At 37.7% G+C, this 22,621-nt stretch carries 21 protein-coding genes and 1 tRNA gene; 13 read left to right on the top strand and 9 right to left on the bottom strand.

Features of this window, described 5'->3' with window-relative positions; genetic code table 11:
- Both B5440_RS13235 and B5440_RS13230 read right to left on the bottom strand, forming a co-directional pair.
- On the bottom strand, window positions 1–255 hold a 255-nt coding region (locus tag B5440_RS13235; protein WP_143533301.1), incomplete at its 3' end, for a transposase.
- 92 nt (window positions 256–347) lie between these two features.
- Entirely contained in the window at window positions 348–956 is a 609-nt protein-coding gene (locus B5440_RS13230; RefSeq protein WP_070054275.1) for a superoxide dismutase, read from the bottom strand.
- Between the two features lie 166 nt (window positions 957–1,122).
- On the opposite strand from B5440_RS13230, the gene B5440_RS13225 reads away from it, so the two are divergent.
- From B5440_RS13225 to B5440_RS13205, 5 genes are all read left to right on the top strand, one after another.
- A complete protein-coding gene (locus tag B5440_RS13225; protein ID WP_070054274.1) occupies window positions 1,123–4,254 on the top strand; it encodes a UvrD-helicase domain-containing protein in 3,132 nt (1,043 codons plus the stop codon).
- Between the two features lie 30 nt (window positions 4,255–4,284).
- Window positions 4,285–5,478 carry a glycine C-acetyltransferase gene (kbl, locus tag B5440_RS13220; RefSeq protein WP_070054273.1) on the top strand — a complete coding sequence of 398 codons (1,194 nt, stop codon included), beginning with the start codon at window positions 4,285–4,287 and terminating at the stop codon, window positions 5,476–5,478.
- A 191-nt stretch (window positions 5,479–5,669) separates the two neighbouring features.
- Window positions 5,670–7,088: an OmpA family protein gene (locus tag B5440_RS13215; protein ID WP_070054272.1), complete on the top strand. Its 1,419-nt coding sequence runs from the start codon at window positions 5,670–5,672 to the stop codon at window positions 7,086–7,088.
- Window positions 7,089–7,162: 74 nt separating this feature from the next.
- On the top strand, window positions 7,163–9,898 hold the full coding sequence (locus B5440_RS13210) for a PD-(D/E)XK nuclease family protein (protein ID WP_070054271.1): 2,736 nt from the start codon (window positions 7,163–7,165) through the stop codon (window positions 9,896–9,898).
- 8 nt (window positions 9,899–9,906) lie between these two features.
- Window positions 9,907–10,809: an alpha/beta hydrolase family protein gene (locus B5440_RS13205; RefSeq protein WP_070054270.1), complete on the top strand. Its 903-nt coding sequence runs from the start codon at window positions 9,907–9,909 to the stop codon at window positions 10,807–10,809.
- A 398-nt stretch (window positions 10,810–11,207) separates the two neighbouring features.
- On the opposite strand, the gene B5440_RS13200 is transcribed toward B5440_RS13205, so the two are convergent.
- Window positions 11,208–11,281: transfer RNA gene (locus tag B5440_RS13200), tRNA-Ala, on the bottom strand.
- Between the two features lie 73 nt (window positions 11,282–11,354).
- Between B5440_RS13200 and B5440_RS13195 the strand changes: the two genes are divergently transcribed.
- The 5 genes from B5440_RS13195 to B5440_RS13175 all read left to right on the top strand — a co-directional run bounded on the left by B5440_RS13195 (window position 11,355) and on the right by B5440_RS13175 (window position 14,950).
- Window positions 11,355–11,876: a GNAT family N-acetyltransferase gene (locus B5440_RS13195; protein ID WP_070054269.1), complete on the top strand. Its 522-nt coding sequence runs from the start codon at window positions 11,355–11,357 to the stop codon at window positions 11,874–11,876.
- Window positions 11,877–11,955: 79 nt separating this feature from the next.
- Complete coding sequence (locus B5440_RS13190) at window positions 11,956–13,284, top strand: MATE family efflux transporter (protein ID WP_070054268.1); 1,329 nt, start codon at window positions 11,956–11,958, stop codon at window positions 13,282–13,284.
- Between the two features lie 441 nt (window positions 13,285–13,725).
- Entirely contained in the window at window positions 13,726–14,493 is a 768-nt protein-coding gene (locus tag B5440_RS13185) for an enoyl-CoA hydratase/isomerase family protein (RefSeq protein ID WP_070054267.1), read from the top strand.
- A gap of 4 nt (window positions 14,494–14,497) precedes the next feature.
- Window positions 14,498–14,680, top strand: a complete 183-nt coding sequence (locus B5440_RS13180; protein WP_070054266.1) for a hypothetical protein — start codon at window positions 14,498–14,500, stop codon at window positions 14,678–14,680.
- An 81-nt stretch (window positions 14,681–14,761) separates the two neighbouring features.
- Window positions 14,762–14,950 (top strand): hypothetical protein, encoded by a 189-nt coding sequence (locus B5440_RS13175; RefSeq protein ID WP_070054265.1) that lies wholly within the window; start codon window positions 14,762–14,764, stop codon window positions 14,948–14,950.
- 188 nt (window positions 14,951–15,138) lie between these two features.
- Here the strand turns inward: B5440_RS13175 and B5440_RS13170 are convergent, their stop codons facing one another.
- The gene (locus B5440_RS13170; RefSeq protein ID WP_070054264.1) at window positions 15,139–15,795 is read right to left on the bottom strand and encodes a 2OG-Fe(II) oxygenase; all 657 of its coding nucleotides are present in this window, start codon (window positions 15,793–15,795) and stop codon (window positions 15,139–15,141) included.
- 101 nt (window positions 15,796–15,896) lie between these two features.
- Here B5440_RS13170 and B5440_RS13165 point away from each other — a divergent pair, with 101 nt between their 5' ends.
- Both B5440_RS13165 and B5440_RS13160 read left to right on the top strand, forming a co-directional pair.
- Window positions 15,897–16,346 carry a 6-pyruvoyl trahydropterin synthase family protein gene (locus B5440_RS13165; RefSeq protein WP_070054263.1) on the top strand — a complete coding sequence of 150 codons (450 nt, stop codon included), beginning with the start codon at window positions 15,897–15,899 and terminating at the stop codon, window positions 16,344–16,346.
- Between the two features lie 155 nt (window positions 16,347–16,501).
- On the top strand, window positions 16,502–17,260 hold the full coding sequence (locus tag B5440_RS13160; protein ID WP_070054262.1) for a UDP-2,3-diacylglucosamine diphosphatase: 759 nt from the start codon (window positions 16,502–16,504) through the stop codon (window positions 17,258–17,260).
- Here the strand turns inward: B5440_RS13160 and B5440_RS13155 are convergent.
- From B5440_RS13155 to recJ, 3 genes are all read right to left on the bottom strand, one after another.
- Window positions 17,255–17,527: a type II toxin-antitoxin system Phd/YefM family antitoxin gene (locus B5440_RS13155; RefSeq protein ID WP_232756010.1), complete on the bottom strand. Its 273-nt coding sequence runs from the start codon at window positions 17,525–17,527 to the stop codon at window positions 17,255–17,257. The two genes, B5440_RS13160 and B5440_RS13155, sit on opposite strands and share 6 nt — an antisense overlap.
- Window positions 17,508–17,861: a hypothetical protein gene (locus B5440_RS13150; RefSeq protein ID WP_070054261.1), complete on the bottom strand. Its 354-nt coding sequence runs from the start codon at window positions 17,859–17,861 to the stop codon at window positions 17,508–17,510. Before B5440_RS13150 ends, B5440_RS13155 begins: the two co-directional genes overlap by 20 nt.
- 61 nt (window positions 17,862–17,922) lie before the next feature.
- Window positions 17,923–19,617: a single-stranded-DNA-specific exonuclease RecJ gene (gene recJ, locus B5440_RS13145; protein WP_070054260.1), complete on the bottom strand. Its 1,695-nt coding sequence runs from the start codon at window positions 19,615–19,617 to the stop codon at window positions 17,923–17,925.
- A 133-nt stretch (window positions 19,618–19,750) separates the two neighbouring features.
- On the opposite strand from recJ, the gene ade reads away from it, so the two are divergent.
- Window positions 19,751–21,382 (top strand): adenine deaminase, encoded by a 1,632-nt coding sequence (gene ade / locus B5440_RS13140; protein WP_070054259.1) that lies wholly within the window; start codon window positions 19,751–19,753, stop codon window positions 21,380–21,382.
- Here the strand turns inward: ade and B5440_RS13135 are convergent.
- Window positions 21,379–21,945 carry a uracil-DNA glycosylase family protein gene (locus B5440_RS13135; protein WP_070054258.1) on the bottom strand — a complete coding sequence of 189 codons (567 nt, stop codon included), beginning with the start codon at window positions 21,943–21,945 and terminating at the stop codon, window positions 21,379–21,381. The two genes, ade and B5440_RS13135, sit on opposite strands and share 4 nt — an antisense overlap.
- Complete coding sequence (rsmI, locus tag B5440_RS13130; RefSeq protein ID WP_070054257.1) at window positions 21,945–22,616, bottom strand: 16S rRNA (cytidine(1402)-2'-O)-methyltransferase; 672 nt, start codon at window positions 22,614–22,616, stop codon at window positions 21,945–21,947. The genes B5440_RS13135 and rsmI overlap by 1 nt, the downstream gene beginning before the upstream one ends.
- Between the last annotated feature and the right edge of the window lie 5 nt (window positions 22,617–22,621).

The following is a 22,621-nucleotide window of genomic DNA, read 5'->3' as shown; positions in this document are numbered from 1 at the left end:
GGCCTGCTCAATTTTACGAGAGGAATACATATTGCGAAGGTACGCATAGATGGTCACCTTGAGCAACATCCGGGGATGGTAACTGGAGGTACCTCCTCCTTTATAACTTCGCTCTAGGTCAGCGATGTCGATTTGATCAATAATCGTATTGACGATCCTAACGGGATGATGGGCAGGGACCAGATCATCATAACTGGGAGGTAAAAGACTTAACTGCGACTGGTCATAGGTCTTAAATACTGCTTTGGCTTTCATTACATGAAAATACTAAAAACCAGAAAATAATACAACAAAAAAGGCTGCCTTTTCAGACAGCCTCTTTTAATTTATATAGAAATAATTAATTATTACTTCTGCTTGGCATATCTACTTCCAACTTCTTTCCAGTCAATTACATTAAAGAAAGCTTCAATATAATCTGGACGGCGGTTTTGGTAATTCAGGTAGTATGCGTGCTCCCAAACATCAATTCCTAAAATTGGAGTTCCTCCACAGCCAATTCCTGGCATTAATGGGTTATCCTGATTTGCTGTAGAGCAAATTTCTACTTTTCCACCTTCGTGAACGCAAAGCCACGCCCATCCAGAACCAAACTGTCCTGCGGCCGCTTTAGAAAATTCATCTTTAAAAGCTTCAAAAGAACCAAATGCGTTATCTATTGCTTTCGCAAGATCGCCTTCTGGTTTTCCGCCGCCATCTGGAGACATGATTTCCCAGAATAATCTGTGGTTATAAAATCCGCCACCGTTATTTCTTACAGCGGTATTGGACTTATCAAGATTTTCAAGGATATTCTCTATAGTTTTACCCTCAAGGTCGGTGCCTTCAATTGCAGCGTTTAATTTCTTAGTATAACCTGCGTGGTGCTTACCGTGGTGAATTTCCATGGTTTTCGCATCTATATGTGGTTCTAATGCATCAAAAGCATATTTTAACTTTGGTAACTCAAAAGCCATTTGTATATATTTTTTTAGTAATTAGTATTAAATTCACTCAAATTTAGGTATTAAGCTATTTAATAAAAACATTTTAGTGTTATAAAATACTTAAAAGCCTATACAGAACACCAAACATTTTTATTTTACCTTTAAAATTCATAATCTCCTTAAAATATAAGCGTTTTTGACTAACAATTTTACCATTTACAATGCTTCCGCAGGATCGGGGAAAACTTTTACCCTGGTTAAAGAATATTTGCTTCTTTTATTCAAAAGCGAAAAAACCGATGCTTATAAAAACATTTTAGCTATTACGTTTACAAATAAGGCGGTAGACGAAATGAAGTCCAGGATTATAAGTAGTTTGAGAGGTTTTACTGCTGAAAAAACTTCGGCTAAAAACAATCCGCTTTTTAAAATTATTGCTGAAGAAACCAATTTATCTGAAGCAGAGCTTAAAACTAAAGCCGCAAAGATCCTAAAAAGCATTATCCATAATTATGCTGCTTTTGAAGTTTCTACCATAGATGGGTTTACCCACAGGGTTCTTAGAACTTTTGCTAAAGACCTGGGATTACCGGTAAATTTTGAGATTGCTCTAAACACGCGGCAAATTTTAATGGAAGCCGTAGATAGGCTTATTAGTAAAGCCGGCACAGATAAAGATCTTACAAAAGTACTTGTTGCTTTTGCCATAAGTAAAACCGACGACGATAAAAGCTGGGATATCGCAAAAGATCTTTTTGAAATCTCTGAATTACTTATTGGCGAAAACCACCAGGAAGCTTTAAAGAAACTCAAGGGAAAAACCACTGAAGATTTCCGGAAATTTAAGGAGAAGATAAGTTCAGAAATTAAAAAGACTGAAGCTATAATTGCGGAAACCAGTACTGAATTTTTTGACCTTGTTGAAAGTAATAATATTGAAGAAAAAGACTTTAGCGGCGGATACGTTTATAAACATTTTGTGAAGCTAAGAGATCAAAAATCTATAGACGGATTTGAAAAAGCCTGGATGTTAAAGCTGGAAAACGCTCCACTTTACACAAAATCAAATAAAAATCAGGCGGTAAAGGATGCGTTGGACAGTATTCAATCTTTAATAGTTAGCCTTTTTGAAATTTCAAAAAGAGCCTACCTAAACCTTGATTTTCTTGAAGCAATTAGAAAAAACCTCACTCAACTTTCACTGCTTAACGCGATAAACCAGGAAGTGGAGCTTATCAAAAAGGAGCGCAACCTAATTCTAATTTCAGAATTCAACCCTAAAATTAGCGCCCAGATTAAAGACCAGCCCGCACCATTTATTTACGAAAGACTTGGCGAACGTTATCAGAATTATTTTATAGACGAGTTTCAGGATACCTCGCAGATGCAGTGGGAAAACTTAATTCCGCTAATAGATAATAAACTTTCTTCTGAAAACCCAGGAGATCCGGCAAGTGCTATGCTGGTAGGTGACGCTAAACAGTCAATTTACAGGTGGCGCGGTGGAAAAGCCGAGCAATTTATAGACCTGTGTTTAGAAACCAATCCGTTTAGTATTAAAAAACGGGTAGAAAACCTGCCCAATAATTACCGCAGCGGAAGCCAGATTGTAAACTTCAACAATAGTTTATTCAGTTATGCAGCGGGCACTTTACAACATCTCTCCTATTCCAGTTTATTTCAGGAAAGCAAGCAAAATCCGCAGGCTGGTGACTTTGGCTATGTAAATATCGATTTTATTGAAGCTGAAAATGCTTCCGAAGAACATGAGATTTATCCTGAGAAAATCCTGGAAATAATTCAAAACCTGGAGCAGAAAAACTTCAGAAAGGGGGATATCTGCATTTTAACCCGTAAAAAGAAGGAAGGAGTAACTATTGCGAATTATTTAAGCGAACAAAATATTCCGGTAGTTTCTTCGGAAACTTTACTTGTGGCCAATTCTCCTGAAGTAAATTTTATCGCTCATTTGCTTGAATTTTCTTTAAGTCCTAAAGACAACACCTTAAAGCTGGAACTTTTTGATTTCCTGGCCGAGTTTCTAGAAATAGAAAACCGCTACCCCATAATCTCATCCAATTTATCAAAAGACGGAAAAGCATTTTTTAATTGGTTGAAAGAGTATGATATAAATTTTGACCTGGATGAAATAAAGCAACTTTCGGTTTACGAAGCCGCAGAATATATTATTCGAAGCTTTTCCCTGGTAGAAACTTCTAATGCTTATGTTCAGTTTTTTCTCGATTTCATCTTTGAAAGTACTCAAAAAGCCACTGTCGGCATAGCCGATTTTATCGATTTATGGAAACAGGAAATAGAAAATCTAAGCATTGTAGTTCCCAAGGCTGAAGATGCGGTTCAAATAATGACCATTCATAAATCTAAAGGCCTCGAATTTCCGGTGGTGATCTATCCTTATGCGAATTCCGATTCCAAAAGCACGCGTATGGATTCACTTTGGTTACCAATGGAGCCGCCATTAGATGAAATTCCTATGAATTACCTGAGTGCATCAGATAAAATGCTGAATTGGGGCCCAAAAGCTTCAGATATTTATTCGGAGTTGATTCATCAAAAAGAACTCGATACTTTAAATGTACTTTATGTAGCCTGCACCCGAGCTTCACAACAGCTGTATTTGCTAAGCAAAAAAGAAATAGATGCAAAAGGAAATGAAAAAGCTTATAAGACTTCAGGCTTGCTAATAGGCTTTTTAAAAGAAATTGGAAGATGGGATGCCAATATCAATACTTATGAATTTGGTGAAATTGGAAGCCCGGAAATTTCAGAAGAAAGTCATTCAGAAAATATTATTTCAGAAACATTCTATTCTTCAGCCACGCAAAATAAAGCGGTAAATATCGTTACGAAATCGGGAATGCTATGGGACAGTAAACAGGAAGAAGCCATAGAAAAAGGAGAAATTCTGCACGAATTATTGGCGCAAATAAATTATAAGGTTCAGGTAATACCTGTGGTTGCTCAAGCTATAAACGATGGGATCATCACTAAAGATTCTGCAGAAAAAATAGAAAAATTGCTTCTTGAAATAACTGATCATCCACAGCTTTCAGCATTTTACACCGAAGAAGCTAAAAATTATAATGAGCGTGACATTTTAACTCCCGCAGGCAAAAGATTAAGGCCAGACCGCATTAATTTTGTAGGAAACACGGTGAATATTATAGATTATAAAACCGGAAAATTTGATACCGCTCACGAAACACAAATTAATACGTATGCCGCGGTTTTAGAAGACATGGGCTACAGCATAGGAAGCAAAAACCTTGTTTATACAAATAAAGCGCTTAAAGTGCGCCTTGTTTAAAAGAAATGTAAGTTTGTAAAAAATAGAATTATGTACGGATCAATAAAACAACATTTAGAAAAAGAGCTGGAACAGATTAAAGAAGACGGCCTTTTTAAAAAAGAACGAATAATTACCGGCCCACAGGATGCGGTAATCAAAATTTCTACCGGGCAGGAAGTGATTAACTTTTGTGCCAATAATTATTTAGGATTATCCTCCCACCCAGAAGTTATAAAAGCCGCAAAAGACACGATGGACACCCACGGTTTTGGAATGTCTAGTGTTAGGTTTATTTGTGGAACCCAGGATATTCATAAAGAACTGGAGCAAAAAATAGCCGATTTCTACGGAACAGAAGACACTATACTTTATGCTGCGTGTTTTGATGCGAATGGTGGAATTTTTGAACCGCTTTTAACCAAAGAAGACGCAATAATTTCAGATTCATTAAACCACGCTTCTATTATTGACGGAGTACGTTTATGTAAAGCGGCAAGATATCGTTACCAAAACGGTGATATGGCCGATTTAGAAAAACAACTTAAAGACGCCAATGAGAAAGGAGCAAGATTTAAGCTTATTGTAACCGATGGTGTTTTCTCAATGGACGGGCTTGTGGCACCACTAGATGAAATTTGCGATTTAGCCGATAAATATGACGCACTAGTAATGATAGACGAATGCCACGCTACCGGATTTATTGGAGAAAAAGGAATTGGCACCCTGGAAGAAAAAGGAGTGATGGACAGAGTGGATATTATTACAGGAACTCTGGGAAAAGCACTTGGTGGCGCAATGGGCGGTTACACAACGGCTAAAAAAGAAATTATAGAGTTATTAAGACAGCGTTCAAGACCATACTTGTTCTCAAATTCGTTAGCGCCCTCTATTGTAGGAGCCTCTATCAAGGTCTTTGATATGTTAGAGAATGACAGCAGTTTGCGTGAAAAACTAAAGAGCAACACTAAATATTTTAAACAGGGAATTAAAGATGCCGGTTTTGATATTATAGATGGAGAATCAGCAATAGTTCCCGTAATGCTATATGATGCCAAATTATCTCAAAAAATGGCAGACAGGTTACTGGAAGAAGGTATTTATGTAATTGGATTCTTTTATCCGGTGGTTCCAAAAGAAAAGGCGAGAATTAGAGTACAGCTCTCTGCAGCTCACGAACAGGAACATTTAGATAAGGCTATTGAAGCATTTACAAGGGTTGGGAAAGAATTAGGAGTAATTTAAACCCAGGAAGTTAAATTGGTGTTGGCATATTAATATTTCGCTAAAAATAAAGCTTTACAATTCTTAAAAAGCCCTCAAAAACGAGACTATTCAAGGGTTTATTAAGAAAACTTTATTATTTTATGCTTTGCCAATAAGCTTTAACAGTCTACTTTTGTTAACAATTAACACTTAAAACTAAACTATTGAATATGAAACATCTTAGCAAAATTTTATTCGCTACAATGTTGGTTCTGGGCATCACTTCTATGAATGCACAGGATGCTAACAATCCCTGGTCTATTGGGGTTCAAACCAATGCGGTAGATTTCTATCCAACCGGTGAGGATGCTCCATTAGGCGGAACTTTTGATGAGTACTTTAACACTGGAGATCACTGGAATATCTTGCCTTCTGTATCAAGATTAACAGTAGGTCGCTATATTGGCAGTGGTTTTGTATTTGAACTTGCAGGTTCTTTAAACCAGATAGAGCAGTATGGCGATATGGGAGTTCCACAAATGGCATACTACGCTATAGACGGCTCTTTTAATTACAGCTTAAGAGCTTTACTAAATGACGGGTGGATTGACCCTGTAGTTGGTATTGGTGGTGGTTACACTAGCATTGCTGATAACGGTGACGCTCCTATCTCAAATCTTAATGCAGCAACGCTAAACGGTAAGGTTGGACTAAACTTCTGGTTTAGCGACAATATTGCGTTAACATTAGAATCTAACTATAAGCATGTTTTTGATGTTGATGGTGCAACACACTTTCAACACGCCGGTGGTGTAAAATTCATGTTTGGAGGAACTGACTCTGATGGTGACGGAATCTACGATAAAGATGATGAATGTCCTGAAACTCCTGGTTTACCAGAATTTAACGGATGTCCAGATTCTGACGGAGATGGCATCGAAGACCGTATGGATAACTGTCCTGAGGAAGCTGGTTTAGCTGAATTTGACGGATGTCCTGATACTGACGGTGATGGTGTTCCAGATCCAGAAGATGAATGTCCAGAAGAAGCTGGTTCTGTGGAAATGAATGGATGTCCTGATGCTGACGGCGACGGAGTTGCTGATAACGAAGACGAATGTCCAAACGAAGCAGGTCCTGCTGAGAATGATGGTTGTCCTTACGAAGATATGGATAATGACGGTGTTTTAGACAAGGATGATGATTGTCCTGAAGTTGCCGGAACTGCAGCCAACAATGGTTGTCCAGAACCAGACGTAGAAGTTATCTCTGAATTGAACGAATATTCTAAAACTGTGTTGTTCGACTTGAACAAGGCTACTATTAGAGATGATTCAAAAGAAGCTTTAGAGTCTATTGCTGAAATCATGAACGAATATTCAAATACAATTTTCCATATTGAAGGTCACACAGATAGTACTGGTAGCGCTGACTATAACGAGAAACTTTCTCGTGAGCGTGCTCAATCAGTTGAACTGTGGTTAGAAGAAAATGGTGTACCAAGCAGCAGATTAACTTCTGAAGGTTATGGTGAAGAAAGACCAATTGCTACTAACAATACTGCAGCTGGAAGACAAGATAACCGTAGAGTAGAAATTTCTTTAGATAAGAATAAAGAAGTTAAAGATTCTGATTCTTCTATGGAGTAATTAATCTTGTAATTAGTTAGATAATTATTATATAAAAACGCCTCGGTTCCCGGGGCGTTTTTTATTTTTATGCTATGGTATCTTTTATTTCAGGAGTTCTAAAGGAACTTATTTCTTCCAAAGAAAATATTTCAGAAACAATCTTTATCCTTCCTAGTAAAAGGGCCGGAAGCTTTTTACTAAAAGAGCTTTCAGCATTAGGGGCACATCATATTTTCGCTCCAAAAGTTTATAGTATTGAAGAATTTACCGAAGTTATTTCTGAAGCAAAAACTGTAGATAATACCATAGCTTTATTTGAATTTTATAAGGTTTATAAAGAAATTACTCCTGCGGAAGCACAGGAAGATTTTGAAACTTTTACTGCCTGGGCGCAGAGCCTAATTCACGATTTTAATGAAATTGATCGCTACTTAATAGACTACAAAAAGTTCTTTAATTACCTGGCCGATATTCAGGACTTAAAACACTGGTCCATTCAGGAGCCCAAAACAGAGCTCATTAATAATTATTTAGCCTTTTGGAAAAGTCTGCCGGCTTATTACGAAGGTTTAAAAAAAGAATTGCTTACCAACAATACCGGTTACCAGGGTTTAATTTATCGCCTGGCTTCAGAAAATATCGCAGCCTATGCTCAAAATAATCGCGCTAAACACGTTTTTATTGGTTTTAACGCATTAAATACAGCAGAACAGAAAATTGTTCAGCATTTACTTGAAAATGATATAGCCGAGATCTATTGGGATCTGGACGATGTTTTTGTAAAAGATCGTCAGCACGATGCATCCCTTTTTATAAATCAGTATTTAAAAGACTGGCCGGTATACGAAAAAAAGAAAGCAAAACTCAATGTAAACGAGTATCATAAATCTAAAAATATCCAAATTACCGGGATTCCTAAAAATGTTGGCCAGGCTAAATATCTAGGGGAATTACTGGCTAATTTAGATGAAGAGACCTTACAGGAAACTGCAGTGGTGCTGGGAGAAGAAGATCTCTTATTACCGGTTTTAAACAGTTTGCCACCCAATGTACAGGATTTGAATATCACCATGGGATTTCCGCTTAAAAACGCCCCCATTGCTTCACTCTTTGATAGGTTGTTTCAAATTCATCAAAATACCGGTTCCGCCTATTATTATAAAGATGTGATTTCGGTAATCAATCACCCTGCTTTAAACGAAATACTAAAGGAGGAAACCGAGGTTTTTATCGAAAAAATTCAGTCAGAGAACACGGTAAACCTATCTTCCGAAGAAATTATAAATTCCTTTTCTACTGAAGCAAAACCTTTAATAAAAGCTTGTTTTAGAAGCTGGGATAACTCGCCTAAAAAAGCATTAGAATCTTTTCAGGAAATTATAAACCAGATCAAAATTCATTTAAAAAGCAGCGAAAATAAGCTTGGGCTGGAGTTTTTATATCATTTTCATGTGTTATTTAATAAGCTTGAAAATCTCAATGAAGCTTATCCGCATTTAAAAAGTATTAAATCGCTGTACCAGTTTTATAAAGAAATAATGAGCACCCAAAGCCTGGATTTCCAGGGAAGGCCGTTTAAAGGTTTACAGCTTATGGGAATGCTGGAGTCGCGTGCCTTAGATTTTAAAAATATCATTATTTGCTCGGTTAACGAAGGGGTTTTACCTTCGGGGAAATCGGGTAGTTCCTTTATTCCTTTCGATCTAAAACAAAACTACAAACTGCCCACTTACAAAGAAAAAGACGCGGTTTATACCTATCACTTTTACCGGCTTTTACAACGCGCTCAAAATGTCCATTTGCTTTACAACACAGAAACCGACGGGTTAAATTCCGGAGAAAAAAGCAGGTTTCTTACCCAACTGGAAATCGAGAAACAACCGGCGCATCAGCTCACGCATGCTATGGTGAGCCCAAAAGTTCCGGCAATTAAAAATGAACTTCGGGAAGTTAAAAAAACCCCGCAGATTATGGAGAAAATAAAGTCGCTCGCTGCTTACGGTTTCTCCCCTTCTGCTCTGACTTCCTACATAAGGAATCCGCTAGATTTTTACAGGCAGTACGTTCTAGGGGTTCGTGATAGCGAAGAAGTGGAGGAAACAGTAGCTTACAATACACTGGGGACTGTAGTACACGATAGCCTGGAAAATTTCTACAAACCGCTGGAGAATAAACTGCTCACTGCAGAAGATATTAAAGCTTTTAAAGAAAAGATCGAAGAAGAAATCACGCTTCAGTTTAAAAAATCTTATATGAACGGGCCCGTAAACCAGGGTAAAAACCTGTTAATTTATGAAGTGGCCAAGCGCTATCTGCGTAACTTTTTAAACCTGGAACTAGACCGACTTAAAACCGAAGAAGTTAAAATTCTAAAAATTGAGGAAAATTTAAAATCTGAAATTAAGATAGAGAAGCTTGATTTTCCGATATTTATGCGTGGAAAGGTGGACAGGGTAGAAAATACTAACGGTATCACCAGAATTATTGACTATAAAACGGGAAAGGTAACCCAGGATAAAATTGAAATTGTAGATTGGGCAGATCTCGCTTCAGATTACGACAAATACAGTAAAAGTTTCCAGGTATTGGCGTATACGAAAATGATGCAAGATCAAAATTCGCTTGATTTTCCCGTAGAAGCAGGAATAATTTCATTCAAAAATTTAAAAAGCGGGTTCCTGAAATTCGGAAAAAAAGATAAACCAAGAACAAAAAATAAAGAAACGGCTATAAACAAGGAAATTCTTGAGGCATTTGAAGTAGAGTTAAAAAAACTAATAATCGAAATTTGCGATCCTGAAATTCCTTTTAAAGAGAAAGAAATATAAAAAAACCTATGGAAATTACTAAAAGGACCAATCTCCAGATTGATGGAAAGCATAATAAACAAATTTTAATTGATTTAATTTTTAAGGACGATAAAAAGCCAAAACCAATCATAATCTTTTGCCACGGCTATAAAGGTTTCAAAGACTGGGGCGCCTGGGATAAAATGGGTGAATTTTATGCAGAAAAAGGTTATTTCTTTGTGAAATTTAATTTTTCTCACAACGGGACCTCTCCAGAAAACCCAACAGAATTTTTAAATATTGAAGCCTTTGGCGACAATAACTATATAAAAGAGCTAGACGATCTACAAACAGTGATAGACTGGGTGCTAACACCAGATTTTGACCAGGCTCAACAAATAGATGCAAAGAGTATTAACCTAATTGGACATTCCCGCGGTGGTGGTATTGCAATTATAAAAGCGGCTGAAGAAGAAAGGATCGATAAACTTATCACCCTTGCCGCGGTTAGTGACTTTGCTTCGCGTTTTCCAAAAGAAAAGGAATTGGAAGCCTGGGAGAAAAAAGGTGTACGATATATAAAAAACACGCGTACCGGTCAGCAATTACCTCATCATTACCAATTCTATAAAAATTTTAAAGAAAATAGAGAGCGTTTAAATATTCAAAAATCTACCAAAAAGCTGGATATTCCCCATTTTATTGCTCACGGAAGTAACGACACCACGGTTTCTATTGCTGATGCCGGAAATTTATTTGAATGGAGTGCGATCTCGAAATTGCTTTTAGTTGAAAATGCAGACCACGTTTTTGGTATTTCTCACCCGTGGAATAAAGATGAATTAACTAAAGAATTTCAGCACGTTTTAAATAGAACTTCAGAGTTTCTTGCAGCCAGCGTTCAGGATCTAAAAGACGAATACATAGATAACGACGAAGCTGATTCTTAAGTTTCTTAAAAGTATATTTTCACTAAAAACGGTCTTGAATTCATCTTTAAGATCGTTTTTTTATTTTAAATAAATCGTCATTCTGAATTTAGTTCAGAATCTAATATTTTGATAATCTAGACATAATAGAATCCCGAAGCAAATTCGGGATAAAGTCTGAAACAAGTTCAGCTTGACGAAAACCATTTTAGCCAGCTTTCATTATTTTAAAAATGAAAAAGTTCGGGAACAAAAAAACCACCGCGAAAACGGTGGTTTTGTGGAGAATATCGCCCCGAGCCGTCTGAGGAACCGATGGCCTTCCCGATCTTGCATCGGGACGCACTAGCCAGCTCTCAATATTTTGAAAATGAAAAAGTTCGGAAACAAAAAAACCACCGCGAAAAACGGTGGTTTTGTGGAGAATATCGGAGTCGAACCGATGACCTCCTGCGTGCAAGGCAGGCGCTCTAGCCAGCTGAGCTAATCCCCCAATTGGAAGGCAAATGTAATAATTTTCTGTAAATTCCAACAGATAACTTTTATTTATTATTGTTGATTAAAAAATGATTAGAAAAGCTAAGCTCAACGATCTCAGGAAGATCAAGAAACTAACCGAAGCCTGTGCAAAAGCGCTTCAGCAGCAAAATATTTTTCAATGGAATGAACATTATCCTTCCTTCGAAAAACTTCAAAACGATATTGAGAAGCAGGAATTATATATTTTTGAGGCAGAGAATACTATTATCTCCATTATCGTACTCACCTCAAAAATGGATGAAGTTTACCGAAATATAAAATGGCTTAGTAAATCTGGAAACAATTTATATGTTCATAGGCTGGCCACACACCCAGAATTTTGGGGAAAGGGATACGCCAGGAAAATGATGGATTTTGCTGAAGAATTCGCTAAAAACAAGAATTTTACTTCCATAAGGTTAGATACATTCAGTAAAAACACACGCAATCAAAAATTCTATGAAGCCCGTGGATACACCAAACTTGGTGATGTATATTTTCCGTATAAAAATGAATATCCTTTTCATTGCTACGAAAAACTGTTAGCAACTTCTTTAAACGAGAATTGAGAAAAACTCTTAAGAAATTAGTCTGGCGATGAGGCTTTACAATAAAGCATTCTATATTTGCTGCTGAAAATAACCGCTGTTGGAATCTTCTGTTAGTTTTAAAAATATAAACCGAATTGCCATTCCCGCTATTATTGCCGGAATTGCCGAGCCGCTAATTTCCCTAACCGATATTGCGGTAATTGGAAATGTAGAAAAAAACTCGGTTGAAGCACTTGCGGCAGCAGGAATCGTGGGTTCATTTCTATCAGCCATTATTTGGATCGTAGCTCAAACAAAAACTGCTATTTCTGCTATTGTTTCCCAGCATCTGGGCGCAAACCGAATTCACGCAGTAAAAACGCTTATTCCACAGGCAATATATTTCAATTTTGCTTTTAGCCTGGTGATCTATGCTACCACCGCCTTTTTCGCCGAATCAATCTTTAGCGCCTATAACGCCGAAGGTTTGATCTTACGATATTCTGAAGATTATTATCAAATCCGCGCGTTGGGCTACCCGCTAACTTTAGTGACTTTTGCAATATTTGGCGTTTTCCGCGGACTTCAAAACACGCTTTGGGCTATGAAGTGTAGCCTTGCAGGAGCCGCGGTAAATGTAGGATTAGATTTTCTACTAGTTTATGGAATCGACGGGCTTATTCCTGCGATGCATCTTAAAGGCGCTGCTTATGCCAGTCTTGCTGCACAAGGAACCATGTTGGTGATGGCACTTTGGTTTTTCTTTAAAAAAACACCTTTTCACTTAAAACTGAGCTTGAATATAAATCCGCGATTAAAAGGACTTTTACTTATGGCTGCCAACCTTTTTGTTAGAACGGCAGCCTTAAATTTCGCCATTTACCTGGCCAATGCCTACGCCACCGATTATGGAAAAAACTATATCGCCGCCCAAAGTATTTTAATGAATATCTGGCTTTTCTTTAGCTTTTTTATAGATGGTTATGCGAACGCAGGAAACGCGATTGGCGGGAAATTACTCGGCGCCAGAGATTATAGAAATTTATGGGAACTTAGTAAGAAAATAAGCAAATACGCGGTCTTGATCGCTTTTATGTTAATGGCGATCTGCGGACTGTTCTACAATCAAATTGGTTTGGTTTTTAATAAAGATATGGCCGTGCTGGCTATATTCGCATCGGTTTTCTGGATCGTTTTATTAATGCAACCTGTAAATGCCATCGCTTTTATGTTCGACGGAATCTTTAAAGGTTTGGGTGAGGCAAAGTATCTGCGTAATTTATTGATGGTAGCTACATTTTTGGGCTTCACTCCTGCCCTTTTAATTTCAGATTATTACGGTTTAAAACTCTACGGAATCTGGATTGCGTTTTTTGTCTGGATGCTTATTCGAAGCGCCGGTTTGGTCATTAAATTCAGAAGAAAATATTTACAAAAAGAAGTCTAAGTTTCAGTGGCAATCTTTAGTGAGCAGTTTGCAGTCTCAGTGGGATTCAATACAAAAATTTTAAAAAACCGCGGTTTTGACGTTTCAAAACAGCGCTTTGGAATCTTTTTCCGCAGTATAAGTTTTGTTTTGCGTTAAAAAATCTTGAAACCCTGGAAAGATTTTAGCAAAACAAAACTGGTTTTCAGCTTTGCTGAAAAATACCTTGGAAAAAGCGCCTTTTCTTTTGTTTCGTTTTCTTTGGGCGAACAAAGAAAATGAAAAATAAGCTGTTCTAAGGTTTTAATTAAATTGCTGGTATTCATATTGTAAATAAATTACGCCAATGATAGAAATAGGGTTCTGTTCTAAAATTGAATTTTAAATTATTGAACCAAAAAAATTTATTTCAGCATTAATCTTTCTAAATTTGGGTATTCAGCTAACTGAAAAATCAAATTTATGTCTACCACACGTGAAAACGGAAGTTTATATACCAATATTGAAAATGGAATCGCCCACCTAGAATTTGGCCATCCTGCCAGTAATTCTTTCCCTTCAGAGTTATTAGACCGCCTTGAGAAAGAGTTTCAGAAATTATCTGAAGACGACAGCGTAAAAGTGATTTTATTAAAATCTGAAGGAGAAAAAGCCTTTTGTGCAGGAGCCTCTTTTGACGAACTTGTAGCGATTGAAACCATGCAGGCCGGAAAATTATTCTTTTCGGGTTTTGCAAAAGTTTTAAATGCGATGCGAAACTGTAAAAAACTCATCGTTGGCCGAATCCAAGGAAAAACCGTTGGCGGCGGAGTGGGATTGGTTGCTGCTTGCGATTACGCCATGGCCACTGATGCTGCCGCTGTGAAACTTTCAGAAATTAGCATAGGTATTGGTCCGTTTGTAATTGCCCCAGCCGTAGAGCGCAAAATTGGCGTTGGCGCACTTGGGGAATTGAGTCTTGCCGCCCACGAATGGAAAAACGCCTATTGGGCCAAAGATAAAGGCTTATATGCCCGTGTGTTTGAAAGTCTAAAAGAACTGGATAAGGAGGTAATGATTTTTACCGAAAAACTGGCTTCTTATAATCCCGAAGCACTTTACGAAATGAAACAAATGCTGTGGAAAAATACAGATCATTGGGATAAATTACTAGCTGAAAGAGCTGCAATTTCGGGAGAATTAGTGCTTTCAGATTTTACCAAAAACGCTCTAGCTAAATATAAAAAATAAAAATATGCGCTTACTTTACTTGAACCCCAACGGCGGCCAAATTCAAGATCTTGGGGTTTCTATCGGTTCGGCTATCGCCGATAATTTTTTAATACTGGTTTTTAGTTTCCTTTTAATTTTAGCACCGCTAATGTTGTTTCATCGCAGAAGGATCAGAAATAAAAAACTTCATTCTAAAAATGGTTAAAAACCACAGCAGAAGAAATTAGCATCACTATAACATAATCCTTAATGAGAAAAGTGTAATTTCCATTCTAGAAACAAGCTTATGAGTTTACCACAGGAACATTTACCAAAAGACCGCGACGCAACAAGCGAACAGGAATGGGGTTTTACCATCTGGGAGTTTATTGCCGACAACTGGCTTTACCTAATAGGTATTTTACTTATTCTTGCTATTTTTCTTTATGCTCGATATAGCTGGAGAAGAAGGCAGCAAAAAAGCCGCATGAACTAATGGGAGAAGATACGTGGGAATTTCTAAGTTTTCTAAGCGGAATGGGATTCTGGCTGATTTTAGCGCTAGTTTTAATTATTGTGGTGCTTTATAAAAAATTCAACAAATAACCCGCCCTGGCTAATTTCTGTCTAGATTAAAAAAGCCATTCTTTATTTCGAGAAAAATCTAGGAGAAGTTAATCTCGGTTATCTAGTTTTTAACCAGCCCGTAATACTTAGCCTTGCAGTTTTCACCGGTTTCACTTCGTGTTCCAGCACCTGACTTTCAAAAATTACAACACGCCCCGGCATTGGATAAATGGCTTTTGAAACCTCAACCCCATTTTCTTCTGAATAAATTACCAGTTCTCCGCCGTTTTCTGGTTTCCAGTCTTCCTCATTTAAGTAACAAACCATAGAAAGTTTTCTTCTACCGTCATTCTGGAAAGTGTCCAGGTGTCGCTGATAAAAAGTACCTTCAGGATACAGCGCGTAATGGAATTCTTTAGTTAAAATTCCAAGGAAACAGGTTTTGTTTAAATAAGCTACTAATGAATTTATTTTGTTGAAAAACAGGTTTTCAGCCTTACCTGCTTCAGCTTCGTTAAGCCACAAAATAAAATCCCCGCGAATGGACTTAGCAACAACTTCATTGGTTTTATTACCAATCGCCGCCTTTTTGAACTGTGCTTCTTCAAATTTCGATTTTAAAGAATTTCGAAGCATTTCAACTTCTTCAGCATAAAAAAAATCGTCTACAATACAGTATTGATTTTCAACTAAATCGGTAATAATATTTTCGTAAAAAGGATTTTCTATAAAATCCAGTCGTTCAAAAAGTTCGGGAGCAGTTTCTACTATCATTTTTCATCAAAAAAACAGGCAAATATACAACAGAAACATAATTGCAAGGCCAAAAAAATATAACGCTAAAAAACCCTTAACTTTGCAAAAAATAACGCGAGATGAGCAAGATTAGAATTACCAAACAGTTCTCTTTTGAAACCGGCCACGCCCTTTATGGCTACGATGGGAAATGCCGAAACGTTCACGGCCACAGCTATAAACTTAGTGTCTGTGTGATTGGAGAACCTATTACCGATAAAGATAATGTGAAGTTTGGGATGGTAATAGATTTTGGAGATTTGAAAAAGATCGTAAAATCTGAAATTGTAGATAAGTTTGACCATGCCACGGTTTTTAATAAAAACACACCTCACGTAGAGCTAGCTGAAGAATTAAAAAATCGAGGACACCATGTAATTCTTGTGGAATACCAACCCACCAGCGAAAATATGGTGGTAGATTTTGCTGAAAAGATTCAAAAACATTTACCCGAACATATAAAACTACATTCGCTAAAACTCCAGGAAACCGAATCCAGTTTTGCTGAATGGTTTGCAAGCGATCAATAAGCCCCCCAACCACCGAAGGGGGAATAAGCAAAAGCATCTTCCTTTAAAGAGAAGATTAAGACGGAAGGGTTAAAACACATAGACCTCACAGGTTTTGAAAACCTGTGAGGTCTAAATATCAAAATATTTATATTTACAGCTTAGAATTATCATAAATGACTATTCCCGAAGGCAAAAAAGTTTATTTCTCCAGCGATAATCACCTTGGTGCACCTACTCAAGAAGAAAGCAGGCCAAGGGAATTGAGGTTTGTAAAATGGCTGGATGAAATTAAAGAAGACGCTGCCGCTATTTTTCTCCTGGGCGATCTTTTTGACTTTTGGTTTGAGTATAAACACGCCGTGCCTAAAGGTTTTGTAAGGGTTTTAGGGAAACTGGCAGAAATTAAAGATAGCGGCATCCCGATTTATTTTTTTGTAGGGAATCACGATTTGTGGATGGAAAGTTATTTTGAAGACGAACTTAATATCCCGGTATTTCGTAAGCCTAAAGAATTTGAATTCAATAATAAAACCTTCCTTGTTGCCCATGGGGACGGACTTGGCCCCGGCGACCACGGTTATAAACGAATGAAAAAGGTTTTTACCAATCCTTTTTCTAAATGGCTTTATCGCTGGTTACATCCAGATTTAGGTATTCCGTTGGCGCAGTATTTTTCGGTAAAAAATAAAGCGATTTCTGGCGATCAGGAGCAAAAATTTTTAGGAGAAGAAAAGGAATGGCTTATTCAATATTGCCGGCGAAAATTGGAAGAAAAGCATTACGATTATTTTCTTTTTGGCCACCGGCATTTACCCCTTGAAATCGACCTAAACGAAAAATCTACCTATATCAACACCGGAGATTGGATAGACTTTTACACCTATGCGGTTTTTGATGGGGAAGAGACGGTTTTAAAGAAATTAAAATTATAAATTATTGTAACTATTTCTTACAAATCTGCCTGTTTCAAGTTCATCGATTGATTTTAATAAAACCTCCCTGTTTTTGCCGCTGAGTAAATAAATTGTTTCTTTCAGAGAATTATATTCTTCGAGTGGAAGCAAAACTAAATCCCTCCCCTCTTTCATGCTAATAGTTACCTTAATATTATCATTCTGAACCTTATTCATCCAGAATTTTAGATTTGAGTATTTGACCCTTTTCATTTCGCAAGACTGTTTAATTCCTCCCACACCCATTTAAATAATTTTCCAGATCCAACTTAAACAAAGTTCCCTCTATTAAGTCTGAAATTTGCTCCAGCTCTATGGCACTTACCGCGAAATCCATTTTTTCAAGTGGAGATCTTAACAGAATGTTCCTACAGGATTTTTCACTGCTACAATTACCACAATTATAATATTTAGCTGTTTGTATATTACTGGAAAAATGCTGAATCTCTTCAGGTAACAAATAGAAACCCATATCCTTAAAAACCATCTGTATTCTCTTGGAATCTACATTGGGAATGTTGTTCTTCCAACGAAAAGCAATACCTAGCTTATTGTGATAAATTATTGCAACTTCATCCATTTTAATAATAATTTACCCAAATATAAAATTATTATTTAAAATGAATCTAAATAGAAGAGATTTATTCGCTGATATCCTTTAATTTTAACTGAATAGAAACATTTCCATTCCATTCATTTTCGTCTAGAGAATAAACCGCTTTAAAAGTTTTCTTTTCTGAAATTGTTTCGAATTTCTCTCCCAGTCCAAAACCGATCATATCAAAGACCGCGGGCTTTCCTTTCTGTTTTACCTGGCATTTTAGATGTGCTTCATCTGCACCCACACATTTCCCATAACCAGTATCGGTAAGATTTTGTGTCATAAAAACCGGGCTCATATTCCCCGGCCCAAAAGGAGCAAATTGCTTTAGAATTCTAAAGAATTTCGGAGTAATTTCATCTAGATCAATTTCAGCATCTACAGCAATTTCTGGAGTTAGCAGCCGCCTATCTATAGTTTCAGAAACCACCGACTCGAATTTCGCTTTAAAGTTTTCATATTCTGAAGCTTCTAATGTGAGTCCTGCCGCATATTTATGCCCGCCAAACTGCTCAATATGCTCTTTACAGGCTTCTAAAGCATTGTAAACATCAAAACCTTTTACCGAGCGCGCTGAAGCCGCCAGCTTCTCACCGCTTTTGGTAAAAACAAGCGTTGGGCGATAATAAGTTTCGGTTAAACGGGAAGCCACGATCCCTATCACACCCTTATGCCAGCCTTCGTGATAAACCACGGTACTATAGCGTTCCTGCTCCCGCAGCTGTTCAATTTGTTCCAGCGCTTCAACGGTAATCGCTTTATCGGTAGTTTTTCTTTCGGCGTTAAAATTCTCTATTTCCCCAGCGAACTCCATAGCGGTTGCTTCATCTTCTTCGGTGAGTAAATTCACCGCGTGCAAGCCGTGCTTCATTCTTCCGGCTGCATTTATACGCGGTGCTATAATAAAAACCACATCGGTTATTGTGAGTTTATCCTTTTTAACCTGGGCCAAAATCGCTTTAAATCCCATTCGGGGTGCAACGTTAATTACATTTAAACCGTGATAGGCCAGAATTCGGTTCTCCCCGGTAATAGGAACGATATCGGCTCCAATGGCAGTAGCAACCAAATCCAGATAAGGCAGTAAAACTTCGGGCGATCCTCCTCTTTTAGTATTTATAGCTTGAATTAATTTGAAACCAACCCCGCAGCCACAAAGCTCCTTATAAGGATATTCGCAATCCTCACGCTTGGGGTCTAGCACTGCAACGGCTTCAGGAATGCTTTCTCCCGGGCGGTGGTGATCACAGATAATAAAATCGATTCCTTTTTCTGCTGCATAAGCCACTTTATCAATGGCTTTTATTCCACAATCCAGGGCAATAATCAGCGATATCTCGTTATCTGCTGCAAAATCAATTCCCTGATAAGAAATCCCATAACCTTCAGTATACCTGTCGGGAATATAGGTCGCGATATTTGGGGTAAGGGTTTTTAAGTAAGAAGACATCAAAGCTACACTGGTGGTCCCGTCTACATCATAATCGCCATATACCATAATATTTTCTTCGGAAGCAATTGCTTTCTGAATTCGGTTTACAGCCACATCCATATCTTTCATCAGGTAGGGATCGTGCAGCTCTTCCAGACTGGGCCTGAAAAACTTTTTTGCAGCTTCAAAAGTCATTATTCCGCGCTGCGCCAAAAGTGTCGCCACAGGCGTTTCCACCCCTAATTCTTCTGCAAGTTTATTAACAACTAAAGAATCGGGTTTAGGTTTTAAAGTCCAGCGCATCGTAAGTTTTTTTCAAAAATACGTATTGTATTTCAATACTAATAAGGGGGAATTCACTAAAACAGATTAAGAGAAATTTTTCAGCAATTAATAATAATCCCTAATTTCACGCTTTAGGATTTACAGATAAAATATGATCAAAATTATACAAGGCCAGCTCGTAGATATTAAAAACAGAAAGATTTTTCCTGCGGAAATTAGCATCGAGAATGGAAAGATTACAAAGATTGAAGAAAAACAGCACGAAGTAAAAAGCTTTTTGCTTCCCGGGTTTATAGATGCGCATATACACATTGAAAGTTCTATGCTGGTGCCTACCGAGTTTGCCCGTTTGGCCACAATTCACGGTACGGTAGCCACCGTTTCAGATCCTCACGAGATTGCCAATGTTTTAGGGAAAGAAGGCGTTAAATTTATGATTGAAAACGGAAATAAAAGTCCGTTGAAATTTAACTTTGGCGCACCTTCCTGTGTGCCGGCTACCAATTTTGAAACTTCGGGAGCGGTTATCAATGCTGAAGATATTAAAGACCTATTGGCACTTCCTGAAATAAAATATCTCGCCGAAATAATGAATTATCCCGGCGTGATTTTCAAAGATGCAGAAGTGCTAAAGAAAATTGCCTGGGCTAAACATTTTAACAAACCTACCGATGGCCATGCACCCGGATTGCGCGGGGAAGATGCGAAAAAATATGCTGAAGCCGATATTTCTACAGACCACGAATGTTATACCGCTGAAGAAGCCGAAGAAAAGCTTGGCCTGGGTATGAAAATACTTATTCGCGAAGGTAGCGCCGCCAAAAATTTTGAAGCGCTTATAGATCTGCTGCCTGAGCATTATAAAAATATGATGTTTTGCTCAGACGATAAACATCCAGACGACCTGGTTTTAGGTCATATTAACCAGCTTTGTGCAAGAGCGGTTGCTAAAGGTATAGATGTTTTTAAGGTTCTTGAAGTCGCTTGTATTAATCCAATAAATCACTATAATTTAGAAGTTGGACAATTAAAAGTAGGCGATCCCGCCGATTTTATTTCGGTAAAAGATCTGAACAACTTTGAAGTTTTACAAACTTATATTGACGGAGAGTTAGTTGCTGAAAATGGTAAATCTCATATCAAATCTTCTCCATTTGAAAAGCCGAACAATTTTCATACTTCATCCAAAAATCCGGAAGATTTTAAAGTAAAAGCAGCAGGCAATACTATTAACGTCATCGAAGCGCTGGATGGGGAACTTATTACTAATGAAATTCAAGAGAAAGCGCTGGAAAAAGAGGAAAGCCTAATTTCAGATATTGAAAATGATATTTTAAAAATCACGGTTGTTAACCGGTATGAGGACAAAGCTCCTGCAGTAGCATTTATAAAGAATTTCGGTTTGAAAAAAGGAGCGATTGCCAGCTCGGTAGCGCACGATTCGCATAATATTATAGCTGTGGGAACTTCAGACGAAGAAATTTGCAATGCGGTAAACCTTATCATTAAGCATAAAGGAGGAATTTGTAGCGTGAATGGGAATGATCAAAAAGTGCTTCCACTGCCAATTGCCGGGATTATTAGCGATAAAGATGGTTGGGAAACCGGTAGATTATACGAAGAAATAGATAAAATGGCCAAAGATTTAGGCAGCACTTTAAAAGCCCCTTTTATGACACTTTCTTTTATGGCGCTCTTAGTAATTCCCGATCTAAAACTTTCGGATAAAGGTTTATTTAGCGGAAAAAAGTTTGATTTTGTTGATTTATTAAATAAAAACTAATCTATAATTTTATGAATCCTGGTTTGTAATTTGGGTACCACCTCTTGCTCAAACCAGGGATTTTTACTTCTCCAAAAACGGTTCACTGGCGAAGGGTGCGGTAAACACCAATAATCAGGTAGAAAATCCTGGTAGGCACTTACTTTTTCGGTAAGATTTAATTTCCCGGGCAGGTAATAATTTGCTGCGTAAGCTCCAATTAGAATAGTGAGTTCAACATTCTTTAATTCTGAAAGAATAGTATCGTGCCACATTGGTGCACATTCTTTTCGGGGTGGCGCATCCCCGGTTTTGGCTTTTCCCGGATAGCAGAATCCCATAGGAAGAATCGCAAAATTATTGGGATTATAAAAAGTAGTTTCATCTACTCCCAGCCATTCCCTTAACTTTTTTCCGCTTTGATCGTTCCAGGCAATCCCCGATTCGTGGACTATTCTTCCCGGCGCCTGACTTATTAAAACGATTTTAGAGTTTTTAGTGGCTTCTACAATAGGTCTTGCTCCAAGCGGCAGATGTTTTTCACAAAATTTGCAGGCCCTGGCTTCTTTTAGCAATTCCTGCATTAAGATTTTCCTTTTACCACAATTACAATTTCACCTTTAGGCGGTTTACTGGTGTAATGCTGAAGAACCTCAGCTGCTGTACCGCGAATAGTTTCTTCGTGAAGTTTAGTAATTTCCCGCGAAACCGAAACAGGCCTATCTTCGCCAAAATACTCTGAAAAATGTTTTAAGGTTTTCAGCAATTTATGAGGCGATTCGTAAAAAATCATAGTTCGGGTTTCTTCGGCAAGTAAATTTAAGCGGGTTTGGCGGCCTTTTTTTACCGGTAAAAAACCTTCAAAAATAAATTTATCGTTTGGAAAGCCACTGTTTACCAGCGCCGGAACAAAAGCTGTAGCGCCCGGAAGGCAATCTACTTCTATACCTGCTTCAACACAAGCTCGTGTTAATAAAAATCCCGGATCTGAAATTGCGGGAGTTCCGGCATCACTTATCAGCGCTATATTTTCGCCGCTTTTAATCCGCTCTACGATGTGATCTACTGTTTTATGTTCGTTGTGCATATGGTGACTTTGCATATGCGTGCCAATGTCAAAATGCTTTAAAAGTTTCCCGCTATTTCGGGTGTCTTCGGCAAGAATTGTATCTACTCCTTTTAGCACTTTTACCGCCCTAAAAGTCATATCGTCCAAATTTCCTATTGGTGTAGGGACCAGGAATAATTTTCCCATTAAAG

This window comes from Salegentibacter salarius (assembly GCF_900168265.1).
Classification (GTDB): domain Bacteria; phylum Bacteroidota; class Bacteroidia; order Flavobacteriales; family Flavobacteriaceae; genus Salegentibacter; species Salegentibacter salarius.
This window is presented reverse-complemented; position numbering and strand designations above follow the sequence as displayed.